The sequence below is a fragment of the Streptomyces sp. NPDC048523 genome (genome assembly GCF_043199815.1).
Classification (GTDB): Bacteria; Actinomycetota; Actinomycetes; order Streptomycetales; family Streptomycetaceae; genus Streptomyces.
On the sequence record NZ_JBICWQ010000022.1, the window covers coordinates 1 to 15,374 of the forward strand.

At 70.7% G+C, this 15,374-nt stretch carries 10 protein-coding genes and 2 pseudogenes; 5 read left to right on the plus strand and 7 right to left on the minus strand.

Annotation, left to right across the window (positions count from 1 at the left end; translation table 11 throughout):
- The first annotated feature begins 240 nt into the window (after positions 1-240).
- From ACGFWE_RS43220 to ACGFWE_RS43230, 3 genes are all read left to right on the plus strand, one after another.
- The gene (locus ACGFWE_RS43220; protein ID WP_393606156.1) at positions 241-1,782 is read left to right on the plus strand and encodes an FG-GAP-like repeat-containing protein; all 1,542 of its coding nucleotides are present in this window, start codon (positions 241-243) and stop codon (positions 1,780-1,782) included.
- A 444-nt stretch (positions 1,783-2,226) separates the two neighbouring features.
- A complete protein-coding gene (locus ACGFWE_RS43225; protein ID WP_352391476.1) occupies positions 2,227-2,604 on the plus strand; it encodes a hypothetical protein in 378 nt (125 codons plus the stop codon).
- 165 nt (positions 2,605-2,769) lie between these two features.
- The gene (locus ACGFWE_RS43230; RefSeq protein ID WP_393606158.1) at positions 2,770-6,633 is read left to right on the plus strand and encodes a helix-turn-helix domain-containing protein; all 3,864 of its coding nucleotides are present in this window, start codon (positions 2,770-2,772) and stop codon (positions 6,631-6,633) included.
- A gap of 238 nt (positions 6,634-6,871) precedes the next feature.
- Here the strand turns inward: ACGFWE_RS43230 and ACGFWE_RS43235 are convergent.
- Positions 6,872-7,116 (minus strand): annotated as a pseudogene (locus ACGFWE_RS43235) (hypothetical protein); the annotation flags it as partial.
- A 161-nt stretch (positions 7,117-7,277) separates the two neighbouring features.
- Between ACGFWE_RS43235 and ACGFWE_RS43240 the strand changes: the two are divergent.
- Both ACGFWE_RS43240 and ACGFWE_RS43245 read left to right on the plus strand, forming a co-directional pair.
- Positions 7,278-7,865 carry a snapalysin family zinc-dependent metalloprotease gene (locus ACGFWE_RS43240; protein ID WP_393606160.1) on the plus strand — a complete coding sequence of 196 codons (588 nt, stop codon included), beginning with the start codon at positions 7,278-7,280 and terminating at the stop codon, positions 7,863-7,865.
- 522 nt (positions 7,866-8,387) lie between these two features.
- A complete protein-coding gene (locus tag ACGFWE_RS43245) occupies positions 8,388-8,717 on the plus strand; it encodes a hypothetical protein (RefSeq protein ID WP_393606162.1) in 330 nt (109 codons plus the stop codon).
- A gap of 226 nt (positions 8,718-8,943) precedes the next feature.
- Here ACGFWE_RS43245 and ACGFWE_RS43250 read toward each other — a convergent pair whose 3' ends face one another.
- The 6 genes and pseudogenes from ACGFWE_RS43250 to ACGFWE_RS43275 form a co-directional block, all read right to left on the minus strand.
- The gene (locus ACGFWE_RS43250) at positions 8,944-9,420 is read right to left on the minus strand and encodes an MSMEG_6728 family protein (RefSeq protein WP_393606163.1); all 477 of its coding nucleotides are present in this window, start codon (positions 9,418-9,420) and stop codon (positions 8,944-8,946) included.
- 9 nt (positions 9,421-9,429) lie between these two features.
- A complete protein-coding gene (locus ACGFWE_RS43255) occupies positions 9,430-9,666 on the minus strand; it encodes a DUF2945 domain-containing protein (RefSeq protein WP_352391471.1) in 237 nt (78 codons plus the stop codon).
- 636 nt (positions 9,667-10,302) lie between these two features.
- A complete protein-coding gene (locus ACGFWE_RS43260; RefSeq protein ID WP_352391469.1) occupies positions 10,303-10,698 on the minus strand; it encodes a GAP family protein in 396 nt (131 codons plus the stop codon).
- A pseudogene (locus tag ACGFWE_RS43265) lies at positions 10,665-11,107 on the minus strand (IS5 family transposase); the annotation flags it as partial. The gene ACGFWE_RS43260 and the pseudogene ACGFWE_RS43265, both read right to left, overlap by 34 nt.
- Positions 11,108-11,648: 541 nt before the next feature.
- A complete protein-coding gene (locus ACGFWE_RS43270) occupies positions 11,649-12,854 on the minus strand; it encodes a S1 family peptidase (RefSeq protein ID WP_352391468.1) in 1,206 nt (401 codons plus the stop codon).
- A 399-nt stretch (positions 12,855-13,253) separates the two neighbouring features.
- Positions 13,254-15,140: a trypsin-like serine protease gene (locus ACGFWE_RS43275; RefSeq protein ID WP_393606164.1), complete on the minus strand. Its 1,887-nt coding sequence runs from the start codon at positions 15,138-15,140 to the stop codon at positions 13,254-13,256.
- Positions 15,141-15,374 lie beyond the last annotated feature (234 nt).

Consider the following 15,374-nt stretch of genomic DNA (forward strand, 5'->3'; position numbering starts at 1 on the left):
AAGGGCAACGACTACACGACCGCGGTCGACATGACCGTAGGCGCCGAGGAGAAGTCGTACGACATCGCCAAGAACTCCTGGACGCCGGTAGGTGAGGCCGCGGACCCGGACGGCCGCGATCACATGCTCGTCGAGATCAGGTCCTCCAAGTAGCCCCAGGCCGACACCCGCCATGCTCACCGCTGCGGGGTCCGGTGCACCACCGGACGCGCGGCCCTCGTGACTAGGAATCCAACGTTCATGCACCTCTCCAGACGCTCCCGTCTCGCCGCGTTGGCCGCTGCGCTGGTCGCGGCTCCCGTCGCGCTGAGCTCCGCCGACGCCACCGCGCTCACCGGAGCGGACGCCCCGGCGCAGTTGAACTACGTCGCGAAGATCAACGTGGGCGAGCAGAGTGCCTGCACCGGCACCCTCGTCGACCCGCAGTGGATCCTGACCGCGGCCACCTGCTTCGCCGCGGACGGCAAGCCCCCCGCGGGCAGGCCCGCCGTCACCACCACCGTCACCGTCGGCCGCACCGACCTGACGCAGACCAGCGGCAGCGTCCTGCCGGCCATCCGGCTCGTCCCCCATGCAGACCGGGATCTGGTGCTCGTCAAACTCGCCGCCAGGATCACCGATCCGAGCATCACGCCGGTCCGGCTGGCCACCACGCCCGCCGCCGCGGGCGAGGAACTGGTGAAAGCCGGCTTCGGGCGCACCAGGACCGAATGGGTACCCGACAAGCTGCACACCGGTACCTTCACCGTCGCCTCCACCGCGGACACGACCGTGGACCTCAACGGCTCCGACACCGCGACCGTCTGCAAGGGCGACGCCGGCGGCCCCGCCCTGCGCACCGTCAACGGCGCCACGGAACTCGTCGCCGTCAACTCCCGTTCCTGGCAGGGCGGATGTCTCGGAAACGATCCCGCCGAGACTCGTACCGGTGCCGTCGACACCCGGGTCGACGACATCAGCGACTGGGTCAAGTACGCGATCTCCCGCAACCCGGACGACCTCACGGGTGACGGCAAGGCCGACCTCGCGGCCATCAAGGACGACGGCGTTCTGTGGATCTACCCCGGCACCGGAAAGGCGAGCGGCAGCACCTTCGGCACCCGGTACCAGGCCGGCACCAGCTGGCAGAGCCAGAACGCCGTCACGGTCGGAGACCTCAACAACGACGGCATCGGCGACCTGCTGTCCCGTCAGGCGTCGGACGGCACACTGTGGGTCTACCCCGGCACCGGAAAGCCCGGCATGGAAGCCTTCGCCACCCGCTACCAGGTCGGCAGGAGCTGGCAGACCCAGGACGTCACCCGCACCGGGGACTTCAACACCGACGGGCTCACCGACGTACTGACCCGTCAGGCGTCGGACGGGACACTGTGGGTCTACCCCGGCACCGGAAAGCCCGGCATGGAAACCCTCGGCACCCGCTACCAGGTCGGCACCGGCTGGAAGAGCCAGGACATCATCACCACCGGGGACCTCAACAACGACGGGCGCCCCGACGTGCTCTCCCGTCAGGCGTCGGACGGCACACTGTGGGTCTACCCCGGCACCGGAAAGGCGAGCGGCGGTGCCTTCGGTACCCGCTACCAGGTCGGCAGGAGCTGGCAGACCCAGGACGCCCTCCGCACCGGGGACTACAACGGTGACGGGCTCACCGACGTGCTCTCCCGCCAGGCGTCCGACGACACGCTGTGGGTCTACCCCGGCACGGGAAAGCCCGGCATGGAAACCCTCGGCACCCGCTACCAGGCCGGCACCGGCTGGGGGCCCTACCGCATCATCTGAGCGGACGGGATGATCTCGATCCCGCCGCCACGGCGCCGAGATACGCGGAAGGCCGCGGTAGTCCGAGACGGTTCTCCGAGTGATCTCCACTCGGAGAACCGTCCCGGCGTGCCCGCCTCTCGGAGCACACGCCAGTGAGGGGTACGGCTCGAGTTGAAGGATCGGCCAGATCGTCCACACCCGGGGGGGGGCGGCAACTCGGTCGCTGCGCAGGCTCCTGCTCGCCGAACACTCGCCCTTCGTCACCCCCTGCCCCCGACCGGTTGCCCCGTCCGACCCGCCGGTTGACCACCGCTCGAGAAACCCCAGCTCACACCGGGTTTCCCGGTCACCCCTGGAACGGGCAACAGGAAACCCGTCGCCCCAGGAAGTCCCTCGGGACAGGCTGATCCCGTCAGCACGAAGACGGCCTGCGGCGACGCAGGAGACCCACCAGGGGGAAACATGCGCAAGATGTTCAGTGCCGCCGCGGCGTTCGCGACCGCGGCCACCGCGGTGGTGGCGATGGGCGGGGCGGCCCAGGCCGCGCCGGCGGGCAACAGCACGGTGTACGGATGCCTCTCCGGCAACGTGTGCATCTGGCCTGAGAACGTCAACCCGGTCAACAACCCGCACCCGACCAACCAGTACGCCAGCTACGGCGCCCACAACCTGAGCAACCAGTTCGGGTACCACTGGGTCCTCAACAACCAGTACGGCGGCGCCACCGCGGACCTGTGCAACAACTACGGCGGCAGCAACTGCGTCGAGCACCTCGCGCAGGACCAGTGGACCTACACGAACCTCACCCCCATCAACTCCATCAAGCTCAACCGGCCGTAGCGCGCCATTCGCCACGGGCAAGCGACCGCCGGGACCGGCCCCACGCCGGTCCCGGCGGTCGCGTTCTCGCCACGCCGAGTGAAAGCTTCGCTCCCCGTCCGACCCCCGCAGTAGCCTGGGCATCCGCCGTCTCACGATCCGGCAGGGCAGTGCCAGGGGGACGCCTTGGGGGACCAGGAGCACAGACGTGCGGGCGCCGACCGGACCGACCAGCCGGAAAGCCCCGCCCAGGCCACACCGTCCTTTCCCGCGCAGCTGAGACGGCTGCGCCGGGAACGCGGACTGTCGCTGGCCGACCTCGCACGCCATACCCACTACAGCAAGGGCTACCTCAGCAAGATCGAGACCGGCGTCAAGCCGGCAACCGCGGACGTCGCCCGCCAGTGTGACCACGTCCTGCGTGCCGAGGGCGAGTTGCTACGGCTGGTACGGGAGGCTGCCCCGGTCCAGCGCGGCGCGGGACCGGCAGCAGACGCCGGTGCGCCCTCCTGCCCGTACCGCGGACTGGCGGCGTTCACCCCACGGGACGCGGACTGGTTCTTCGGCCGGGAGCGGGCCACGGCCGCTCTGGTCGAGCGGATCTACCAACGCGTCGGCAGCGGACCGCTGTTGCTGGTCGCCCCGTCCGGCGCCGGCAAGTCCTCCTTGCTGAACGCCGGTCTCGTCCCGGCGCTGCGGCGCCCCGGCGGCTTCCCGATGCCCGGCGCCGACCGCTGGCCCGTGATCGCCTTCACGCCCGCCGCTCACCCTCTCGACGAACTACTCGAACAGGCCGGCAAGGTCCTCGGCAGCGATCTCGACCTCACCGCGACCCGGCTGGCCGAACGCCCCGAGGCGCTGCTGGACATCATCCGCACCCGCTCGGACGGGGGCCCGCCGGGTCCCGACGGCCGCCGCCCTCCTCCGGTGCGGCCCGTGCTGCTCGTCGACCAGTTCGAGGAACTGTTCACCCTCTGCTCGTACGAGGACGAGAGACGCGCCTTCGTCCGGGTCCTGCACGCGCTGTCCACCGGCCCGGAACCGGCGGTCGTCGTGCTCGGCGTCCGCGCCGACTTCACCGGACGTTGCCTCGAACTCCCGGGCCTGGCACCCCTGTTCACCGAGGGACTGTTCGTCCTGCTCCCCATGTCCGTCGCGGAACTGCGGGCATCCATCACCCGCCCCGCCGAACTCGCCGGTGTCACCCTGGAACCCGGCCTGGTCCCCCTCCTTCTGCGCGACGCGGGCCTGCGCGACGAACCGGTGGGCGCCGGCCGCGCCACCGCCTCCGCCGATACCCCGTCCGGCGCGCTGCCCCTCATCTCGCATGCCCTTCTCGCCACCTGGCAGCAACGCGAGGACACCACCCTCACGGTGGCCGGCTACGAGCGCACCGGCGGCATCCAGGGCGCCGTCGCCCGTACCGCCGAAACGCTGTTCGCCCAGCTGTACCCGGCCGAGCAGAAGGCGATCCGCCGGATCCTGTCCCGCCTCGTCCACGTGTCCGACGACGGAAGCGCCGTGACCCGCCGCCGCACCGGCCGCGGCACCCTCATGGAACAACTCGGTGACGCGGACGCCGCCTCGGCCGCGCTCGACGTGTTCGTGCGGGCCCGGTTGATCACCGTGGACCGGGACACCGTCGAGATCACCCATGAGGCCCTGCTGCACGCCTGGCCACGGCTGCGCGACTGGATCCACGCGGACCGGGCCGGACTCCTCCTCCACCAGCAACTCGCCCACGCCGCCGCCGAGTGGGAGCGCGAGCACCACGACCCGTCCGTGCTCTACCGCGGCACCCGCCTCGACACGGTCCGCTCCTGGGCCGACGAACTCGACGGCCGCAGCCGTCTCGGCCCCCGCGAAGAAGCCTTCCTGCGGGCCAGCCAGGTCGAGGAGGACAGCCGCAGGCTCCTGGCGAGGCGTCAGACACGGTTCCGACAAGCCCTGTTCGTCGTCGTCGCCGTCCTGCTCGTGCTCGCCGTGACCGCCGGCGGCCTCGCCTACCAGCAGCGCTCCGCCGCCCTCGCCCAGGAACGCGTCGCCCGCTCCCAGGCCCTCGCCGTGCAGTCCACCTCTCTGGCCGGCGGTCAGCCCGAGGCATCCATGCTGCTCGCCGAGGAGGCCTACCGCGCCGATGCCACCCCCGAGGCACGCGGGGCCCTGCTGAGCACCCAGGCCCAGGCGTTCTCCGCCCGCCTCGTCGGCCACCACGGGCCCGTCAACGCGGTCGCCTTCGCACCCGACGGCCGGCAACTCGCGACGGCCGGCTCGTACGGCACCGTACAACTTCGCCGGACCAGCGACCACCGGACCACCGCCACCCTCACCGTTCCCGGACGGGTCCGCTCCGTCGCCTTCAGCCCCGACGGGCGCACGCTCGCGGCGACATCCTCGGACGGGCCGGTACGGATCTGGGACACCGCCGACCACCGGCTGCGGACCCTGCTGCCCGCGGCGACGAACGGGGCCCACTCGCTCGCCTTCGACCCCCGCGGCCGTACCCTCGCCGTCGCCGCCGACGACGGATCGGTCCAGCTGTGGGACACCGGCGGCGGCCACCCCTTCGAGGTGCGGCTCCTCGGCCACACCGGCCGCGTCAACTCACTCGCCTACGCCCCCGACGGGCGGACCCTGGCCTCGGGCGGCTCCGACCGGACCGTACGGCTGTGGGGCACCGACACGGCCCGCCAGCTGGCCGTGCTCAAGGGGCACACCGACGAAGTACTCGGAGTGGCATTCGCCCCCGACGGGCGGAGCGTGGCCTCCGGGGGCGTCGACCGGACCGTACGGCTGTGGGATGTGGCCACGCACCGGGCCGCGGCGACGCTCACCGGCCACAGCGACGACGTCAACGCGGTCGCCTACACACCCGACGGCACCACGGTCGTGAGCGCGGGCGGCGACGGCACGACCAGGCTGTGGGACGTGCGCACCGGCCGACCGGCCGCGATCCTCGCCGGCCACACCGACTACGTGATGTCCGTCGCCGTGAACCCGGCCGGGACGACGCTGGCCACCGGAGGGTTCGACCAGTCCGTGGTGCTGTGGGACCTGCACGGCCCGGTCCTGACGGCGCGGCCGTTCACCGAGGTCTCGCAGGCCGCGTACAGCCCCGACGGGAAACTCCTGGCCACCGCCGACGCGGACCACACCGTACGTCTGTGGGACGTGGCCCGGCACCGGCTCGTGGCAATCTTCAGGGGCCACCGGGAGAGCGTGTTCTCGGTGGCGTTCGCACCGGACGGCCGCACGTTCGCGTCGGCGGGCTCGGACGGCACGGTCCGGCTGTGGGACATCCCCTCGCACCGCGCCCTTGCGACGCTCACCGGCCACACCGGGGACGTGTTCTCGGTGGCCTTCTCGCCGGACGGCCGCACCCTCGCCTCCGCGGGCGCCGACCGTACGGTCCGGCTGTGGGACATCGCGACCCACCGTCAGCTCGCCGTGCTGGACGGCCACACCGACTACGCCAACGATGTCGCGTTCAGCCCGGACGGCCGCACCCTGGCCAGCGCGGGCGACGACCTGACCGTACGGCTGTGGGACACCGCCGGTCAGCGCCTGCTCGCCACCCTCACCGGGCACACCGGTGCCGTGCGGGGCGTGGCCTTCAGCCCCGACGGGCGCACGCTCGCGAGCAGCGGCAACGACGGCACGGTCCGCCTGTGGGACGTCCGCCACCGCCGTCCCTTGGCCTCCCTGACCGGGCACACCGGATCGGTGCGCGGCATCGCCTTCTCGCCGGACGGCCGACTGCTCGCCAGCAGCGGCAGCGACCGCACCGTGCGGCTCTGGGACGTGCCCGGACGACGTCCCTGGGCCACGCTCACCGGGCACACGAACGCGGTCTGGGGCGTCACGTTCGCCCCGGACGGGCGGACCGTGGCCAGCAGCAGCAACGACGGGACCGTACGCCTGTGGAACCTGGACCTCGGCACCCAGCTCACCCGGATCTGCCGACTGCACAGGACGATCGGTCCGCGGGAGCTCAAGGCGCTGATGCCGGGCCTGCCCGTGTCCCTCACCTCCGCGTGTACGCGCCCCTGAGGGTGCGCTGCTGCCGCTTGGCAGGTGGGCGTCTGCGGCCTGCAGGCAGCACTGACCGAAGGGAGCAGCCGCGGGACGCGGCTTCCCGGCAGCCTCAACCGACTGATCGGACCCCGACGCCCGACCTCAAGTCGAGGACACTCAACCCTCGGGTGCCCTCCTTCACTCTTCGGCCGGCCGGATGGATGCTTCATACGCTCTGGCATCAACCTGTGCCAGGACGTTCTCGCCGTGGATCATCGAGGTCGACCGCGCGGCGGGAGGTGTTGGTGAGATCCACCCACTCCTTGTTCAGCGAACGCCGCGAACGGTCGTTCCAGCCGGGCGAGTCGTACTGGACCGCGCTGATCTCCACCTTCGTCCGGCTGGGCCGGGCGTGTCGGCCGCCGACGCCGGCAGCACCACCGCCCCGACGAGCGCGGCGGCCGCGAGAGCGGCGGCCGGACAACTTCCATCGGGAACTGGATTCTGACGGAAATTCATCATGGCAGGTGCATGACAGGCAGTGATTGCAGGGCATACCATCGCAACGCCCCGGAGGGGCGGTCGACGGCGCGTCCGGCCCCCACCGGACACCCCGTGCCGCTCCTTCGCGTACCCGGCCCCGCCGGGGCCGGATTCCCCCCACGGATGAAGGAGCAGCAATGCCCCTCGGCACTTGGCTCAAGGCAGGCACTTCTGCCACAGCGCTCGTCCTCGCCATGGCGGGCGCCGCGACCGCCGCTCCCGCACCCGCTCCCGCGGGTGAATCGTCCGCCGCGCAGGCGGCAGCGGTGACCCTTCGCTACGACGACAGCCGTGCCGCAGGCTGGGAAGCCGCGATCGCGGCCGGAGTTGGCTCGTGGAACGCGAACGTGAGCAACGTCCATCTGGTGGAAGCGGCGCCCGGCACCCTGGCCGAGATCGTGATCGTCGCCACCACGGGCTGGCCGCAGGCCACGCTCGGCCCCGTTCGTCCGGGCCGTCAGGTCCGCGTCGAGCTCGGCAGCCAGGCCGTGGACCAGGGCTACAACAAAACCCGGATCGCCGCTCACGAGCTGGGGCACAGCCTCGGCCTGCCGGACACCAAGCCCGGCCCCTGCTCACAGCTGATGTCGGGGTCGAGCGCCGGCACGGCCTGCACCAACGCCACACCGAATGCCACCGAGCGCTCCCGCGTACAGTCGGCCTACGCAAGCGGAATCGCCGCGCTCGCGCCCACTGACGGCCGGACGCTCATCGACGCGCCCTGACCACACGGCCATCAAGCGGACGTGCGTCCCGGGGATCTCGACGGAATCCCCGGGACGCAGTGAACAGCCCGGCCGACGGTAATGGGTTCATCCGGACCACCGGTGACGCGTTGCAGGACCCTCCCCCGGCCCCGGCCGCTCCGGGTCTGGAGAGGCAACGGTCACGCCCGGGGCGCCGCCTTCACACTCTTGGTGACAGCGCCAGCGCCTCCGGATACGACGCCGGTCAGGGCACCACCCGCGCAGACCCTCCCGGCCGAGGATCCGCGCAGCGGCCGGTGGCTCGGGTGCAGAGGAACCCTCGGCTTCGGGCAGTCCCGACATCAGCACGCCGTGTGCGTCAGGCGGATGCGGACCCGGCGGCGCGCATCCGGCGTCCAACTCCGCGGCGCCGCCCAGTCGTCGAACGTCGGCGGCCACTGCGGGAGACGATCGCCGAGCTGGTGACCGGCTTGACCGCACCGGGCGACGCCCGGCGGTGACCGGCCCGCCTGACCCGGTTCGGTGCCGGGTCACTGGTCGTTGAGACCGCCCGTCACCCTCATCTCCCAGAACCGGTCGGCCGGCGGCCCGCCGTACCGCACGGTCAAGGGCAGGCCCTCCTCCGCGAACGCCCGGCTTTGTCCCGGCGGTGCCGCCTCGGCGTCGGGCTCGGGATGGACGTCGAGCGCGAAGCCGCTCGTCGACCTGGACGGGCTCGTCCTCGATCTGGGTGTCCAGCGGGCCCTGGCCGTCGTCGTACAGCGCCCAGTCGGTGGCCCCGCCAGGGCGCCGGGCGTCGACGGGCGCGCTGCTGCCGATCATCCGCACCACGGCCCGGGATCCGGCGTCCTGGGCGCCGAACTCTCCTAACTGCCACTGCCGGCTGAGCAGCCACAGCGGGTCGTGCACCGGGCGGCGAGTCCAAAGGTGGCCGCCTACCGCAGCGCCGGCACCACGTTCCAGGACAACATCCCGGCCGGCTGACGTCTCACTCCTCGGTGCCGGGGCCTGATGATGCACCTGGCCCCGGCACCGATGCGTGCACCCTTCCTGGCGCGCCAGCTCAGAGCCTGGCCCAGCCGTTACCGGACCGTCGTCAGCATGGCTGCCCCTCCCTGTCGGACGCCGGCCACACGTAGGGGAGGTCGTCGGACACGCCGAGGAACAGCTCGCCGTACACTTCCGGGTCCTTGCGGACCAGGGCGGAGCGATGGCTTTCGTGGAAGGCCTCATCACCGTGCCAGGGCGGCAGTTCCCCGGCGGCCGCCAGCGCCGGCTGATCGCGCACCGGGGCGCCGGGGTGCAAGGCCGCCAGTCCGGCCACCAGCGAGGCGGCGCAGCTGTCCTGGTGCCCCTGCTCGCGCCAGACCCGGCAGATCTCCAGGCCGTACCGTACGAGTGCCTCCTCGTACCCCGCCCACATCCGTACGGCCGGATGCCGACGCCAGCCGTACCCCGGCACCGTCAGGCCGCGCAGGACCTGCAAGGCCTCGACCCGCTGTTTACCCAGTCGGCGCCGGTCCAGCAGCAGGGCCGTTTGTCGGAAGTCCGGGTGCGGCAGGAAGGTCTGCATCGGGCCCGCTCACTTCCTGCGGAGCGCGGACGGCTTGTGGACCGCCGTGCTGCCGGACTTGGCGCTGCGCACCTCGTACTGCGGTTCCTCCGGCGAGGCGTCCACGGTGCGGCCTGCGGCCTCGGTGCGGCGGGTGAGCCCGCGGACGACCGTGCCTTCGGCGGTGCTGCCGTGGCTCCTCCAGGTGACCTCGTCGCCCCGGGTGAACTTCTCTCTACCGGACTTGTTCTGCGCTTTCCTCGTCATCGCCGTTCCTCCGTTCCTCTCCGTCCAGGACGTGATCGCCTGGTGCGGCGCGCCCTGAGGTCTGACACACGGCTCGTTTCCAGACCGTCGACCAGGCGCGGCAACCTTGTGCACGGGATTCACCCGCGAAGGCGGGTCGGGCCCCCGGCAGCGCTCTGATGGGCCACCCCCGGCCGCAGAGTGTGCGCGAGGGTCTCGGCACCCGCCTTGGAGGTCCGAGTGGCCCGCCGCAATCGCGCGCGTCGGGCCGGCAGGCGCGGACCCTGTGGGCACTACCGGTCGGGTCGACGTCGATGACGTGCTCCCGCGTGGACGGATCCGAGTCGCCGAACGGGCCGCCCTCCGTAGGCGCCGGCCGTGACCCCGGCAGGGCCACGGGCAGCTCGTCCAGGGCCGTCGCCGCCGTCAGGGCGCGAGCGGCTCCGGTCGCGGCGACTGTCCTTCCGACAGGCAGGCTGCTGCTGCTGCGCAACGGATTACCTTCCCTTCCGTTCGGGTGCGCGTCCTGCACCACTACTTCGGCACGGACGTGGCTCGCGGATGCGTTCCACGTCCTGCGGGCGGCGTGCACCCATCGTGGTCGGGCGGCTGCAGATGCAGCAGCCTGACCACTGCTGGAAACCCAGGCTCAGGACGTCAACTGGGCGATGCTTCGGCTCGCCAAGAACAATGGTGGGTCGCGATCCAGGTGCGGAGCTTGCCCAGACGCACTCTGTCCGAGTCCGGAGCGAACGTCGTGTAGACCTCCATCGTCAGCAGACTGCTCGTGGAGAGGAGGCAGTATCCGGAGAGGGCCAGGTAGGAGGATGCGTGGGACATGTCGGCGCTGACCAGCGTCGCCACGCCGGCTGCCATGAGCCCCCACGGCTGGAGCGGCGGAGCCGGCCCCGGCGCGGTCCACAGGGAAATCCGGTCGAGCCGCGCCATCAGTCCGCCGGAGGACTTGTGCCGTCCGGTCGGTCGGCGGGACGGCCGCCTCACGGTTCTTGCGTCGGATCGGTGCCGATACCAGCCGTGTCCGACGAGTCCCACGCCGATGGCGAGCTTGACAGCGGACGTCGTGCACGGCGGTCCGCGGCCAGGCGGACCTTCGTGCTCAGGCCGCCGCGAGAGCGTCCGAGTGCTTGGTCGGTGCGCTCGCTGTAGCGGATGGCCCCTTTCTGCGGGCTCCGGCTGCGTGGTGGTGGGCCCGGACGACAGTGGAGTCCGCTGACACCGTCCAGCCGATGCTGTCGTCGGGGTCCGCCGCTGCCAGGACGGCGCCGAGGATCGCCTCCCAGGCGCCGTCGGCTGCCCACCTGGTCAGCCGTTTGTGAGCGGTCTGGAACGAGCCGAGTTCCTCGGGCAGGTCCCGCCAGGGCGAGTTGGTGCGGTACTTCCACGCGATGGCCTCAAGGGTGCGGCGGTGGTCGGCCCACCGCCGCCCGCGGACCGGATCGGCGGCGTCAGCAGCTCACCCCGCTCAAAGGGACACGCTCTGGCACGCGATACGTCTCGTACAGCTACGCCTCTTCGCCGCGCGGCAGGCCCACGAGGGGGCCGTACTCGTCGACGGTCCGGCAGGTCGGCACCGCAGGCAGCGCTCCGCCAGCTGTTTGGTTTTTCGGCCCTCGACCAGCGGCTGGTCATCGCCGAGGACTGGACGCGGAGGACTGGCTCGAGGACGCCGAGCCGGTCGACACGTACGTCAAGGCAGAGATGGGCCGGCGCTGCAGTCTGCGATTCGCGGGGCCGACGCCCAGAACGTGATCTACCCGTGTCCGGTGCGAGCCCAATGTCCGGGCGTGAGGGGTCCCCTCCCGCCCGGAGGCGAGAAGCGGCTGAATCGCCCGGACTGTGAGCAGGGGCCGGCTTGGATCAGCTCAACTTCCGACGCGGCACATGCAGTTCACGCAGTCAACACCGCCAGCGACCGGAGGCTCTGTCACATCGCCATCACTTGCTGGACAAGTCCTCAGCCCTTAAAGGCGATCGGACCCGGTTCAGGCATTCGACGACAGGCCGAGATATGTACCGTTGAGTGCCCCGAACGAGTTCACCTGGCTGCTCTCTGCGAGGGTTGTTCCGAAGCAGACCGACCAGGAGTTCGCCCCAACGCCCGAGGACGGGCACTTCCAATCGCCCAAGTGCGTGCCCGAGGCGGTATACAGGTCCATACGCGCTTCCGCGCCATAGAGGCTGGATTGGTTGTTGCGCACGATCACCGCTGCCTGGACCCCGCTTTCGTTGGACGACCTGATCGCACAGGCTTGCGCGATCACGCCGGTGGCGATCGTCTTACTGGCGGCGCAACGCCACGTGCTGGAGCTGGAAGTGATGGGATTTGTGTTGCCGTAAGCACGCCAGGCACCGGCCGCAGCCGCAGCGGGAACGGTGACAGTGGAGCCGACCCAGGTGCGCAGGTCGTCCATGCGGGTGCTGACGGCGCCGGTCTGGGTCACGGCCGGATCGGTGCCGAAGCAGCCTCCCTGCCAGGATTTGCTACTGACGGCGACCAGCTCGGCCTTGCCGTCGGCCAGGCGCACGGCCGGGCCGCCGGTGTCGCCCATGCAGACGCTCGCGCCGTTCTCGCCGGTGGTGGCGACCGTCTCTGCGGCGACCGAGTCGACGCCGAAGGTGCCGCTGTGCAGGCGCAGCGGGGCCCATTCCGTGGCGGTGCGGCCGTAGCCGGCCACCGTCAGCTTTTCGCCGGGCGTGGCCGGGGCGGCGGCCAGACTCACGGGCGTGATGGTGGTGACGGGGCGGTTGAGCCGCGCCAGGACGGCGTCCCGTGACGGGTGTGCGACGAGTTCCACGACGGTGCGGGTCTCGCCACCGGAGGTCGTGAGGTCGGTGCGGCCGATGGTGGCAGTGGTCTTGAGTTTGGGCGCGCCGGTGGGTATGGCGAGGCTCGCGTCCGGGTTGTCGGCGAAACAGCTGGTGGCGGTGAGCAGCCAGTACGGGTGTACCAGGGCGGCGGAGCAGGCCTTCTGGCCGTCGCCGATTTCAAGGCGGGTGGTGAACGCGAGCGTGCCGTCGACCGCGGTGGTGCCGGAGACGGCGTTCGCGGGGGTGGCGCTCAGCGCCAGCAGCGCGGCGCCGAGTGCTGCGGCGAGGCGTGTGGTGAATGCTCTGGTGAAGGGGGCGAGGCGATGGCCTGAGTGGTGTCGCATGACCTTGGTTTCCTTGGTGGGAGATGTGTGGCTCACGCGCTCGACGGGCCCCCGCAGGGACGTGAGCCTAGGCGCCGGTGAGGGTGCTGCTTGTCGGATCTGAGCTCGGCGAGCCTGTGCTCGCGTCCCTCCGGGTCCGCGCTCGCGCCCACCGCTGTCCACTCCAACAAGTGGTGTCCACGAAATGCCATCTGTGTGTCCGGCGGGCGCGCGGGGGTTCGTAGTCGTACCGCCGGACCTCGCAGCCTGGCGTACGGGGTGCGGCCGCGAGGGAGCGGCCGCACACCCCGCGGCGCGGGCTTCCAGGTTTCCGGTGTCGTCGGGGGTGATGAGTTCAGTGGAGGCGTGGTCCCGGGCACCCGGTATGGCGTCCCGTCAGGACTCGCGGTCCGCGCGGGACCACGTCTTCACGATGCCTGTGCGATATACGCGTGGTCAGGCGACCTTGGTCCGGTCCCAGGTCCAGGATCCGGTGCCGGAGTCCCAGGCCTTGACGGGTGCGTTGATGCCGGTGCCCGTGGAGGTGAAAGTCCACAAGGCCGAGTGACCACGCCCGTCCGAGGTGTTGGCGTACTTGTACAGCACACCGACGTCGGACCTGCCGTCACCATTGAAGTCACCCGCCACCAGCGCGGAATTCTCCCAGGTCCACGAACCCTCGCCGGAATCCCACTTCCTGACCGGCGCACTGATGCCGACACCGGTCGACGTGAAAGTCCACAACGCCGAATGGCCACGCCCGTCCGAGGTGTTGGCGTACTTGTACAGCACACCGACGTCGGACCTGCCGTCACCATTGAAGTCACCCGCCACCAGCGCGGAATTCTCCCAGGTCCACGAACCCTCGCCGGAATCCCACTTCCTGACCGGCGCACTGACGCCGGCACCGGTCGACGTGAAAGTCCACAACGCCGAATGGCCACGCCCGTCCGAGGTGTTGGCGTACTTGTACAGCACACCGACGTCGGACCTGCCGTCACCATTGAAGTCACCCGCCACCAGCGCGGAATTCTCCCAGGTCCACGAACCCTCGCCGGAATCCCACTTCCTGACCGGCGCACTGACGCCGACACCGGTCGACGTGAAAGTCCACAACGCCGAGTGACCACGCCCGTCCGAGGTGTTGGCGTACTTGTAGAGGACGCCTACGTCGGCCAGGCCGTCACCGTTGAAGTCACCCGCCACCGGGGCGGAACTGTCCCAGCTCCAAGAGCCGGTGCCGGAGTCCCACACTTTGACCGGTGCTTTGAATCCGGTACCGGTGGAAGTGAAGGTCCACAGCGCGGTGTGGCCGCGTCCGTCGGAGGTGTCGGGATATTTGTAGAGGACGCCTACGTCGGCGAGGCCGTCACCGTTGAAGTCGCCGGACACCGTCTTGCTGCGGTTCCAGTCCCAGGAATCAGTGCCGGAGTCCCATGACTTCGCCGGCCCGTTGAAGCCGCTGCCGGTGGAGGTCTGCAGCCACAGGGCCGTGTGGTTGGTGCCGTCGGCGTTGGTCCCGTAGTTGTACAGGTAAGCGACGTCGGACTTGCCGTCCCCGGTGTGGTCGGTGACGCGGGGGACGGCGACGGTGGAGGCCACCCAGCTGCTCAGGTCGTCGACTCGGGTGTCGATGGCGCCGGTGCGGGTTTCGGCAGGATCGTTGCCGAGGCATCCGCCCTGCCAGGAGCGGGAGTTGACGGCGACGAGTTCCGTGGCGCCGTTGACGGTGCGCAGGGCGGGGCCGCCGGCGTCGCCCTTGCAGACGGTCGCACCGTCGGAGCCGTCGAGGTCCACTGTCGTGCTCGCGGTGGAGGCGACGGTGAACGTGCCGGTGTGCAGCTCGTCGGGCACCCATTCGGTCCTGGTGCGCCCGAATCCTGCCTTCGTCAGCTTCTCGCCCGCCGCGGCGGGCGTCGTCGCCAGCCGTACGGGCTTGACGGTGGGATCGGTGATCCGGGTGGCGAGCCTGACCAGGACCAGGTCGCGGTCGGGGTGCGGAACGAGCCACAGGGCCTGCTGGACGCTCCCGTTGGTCTGGGTCAGGTCGGTGCGGCCGACCGTGACGGTCGTGGTGACGGCGGGCCTGCCCGCGGAGAGCTTGCCGTCCACGGCGAAGCAGGTGGCCGCGGTCAGGACCCACTGCGGGTCGACGAGGGTGCCGGTGCAAGCAGACTGTTCACCGACATTGACCTTCGCGACATAGTTCAGCTGCGCCGGAGCGTCGACTCCGCCCAGCGCGGAGGCCGTGGTGGTCGCGGCCGGAACGGCACCCAGTACGACGGGGGTTGCGAGCAGGGCAGCGGCTAACGCGGAGAGACGGTGACGTCTGGAGAGGTGCATGGGCGTGGATTCCTAGACACGAGGGCTGCGCGTCCGTGGACATCGGACCGCATTGCGGTGAGCATGACAAATTGACTGCGTTTACTTGGAGGACCTGATCTCGACGAGCATGTGGTCGCGGCCCTCGGGGTCCGCCGCTTCACCTACCGGCGTCCAGGAGTTCTTGGCGATGTCGTACGACTTCTCCTCGGCGCCTACGGTCATGTCGACCGCGGTCGTGTAGTCGTTGCCCTT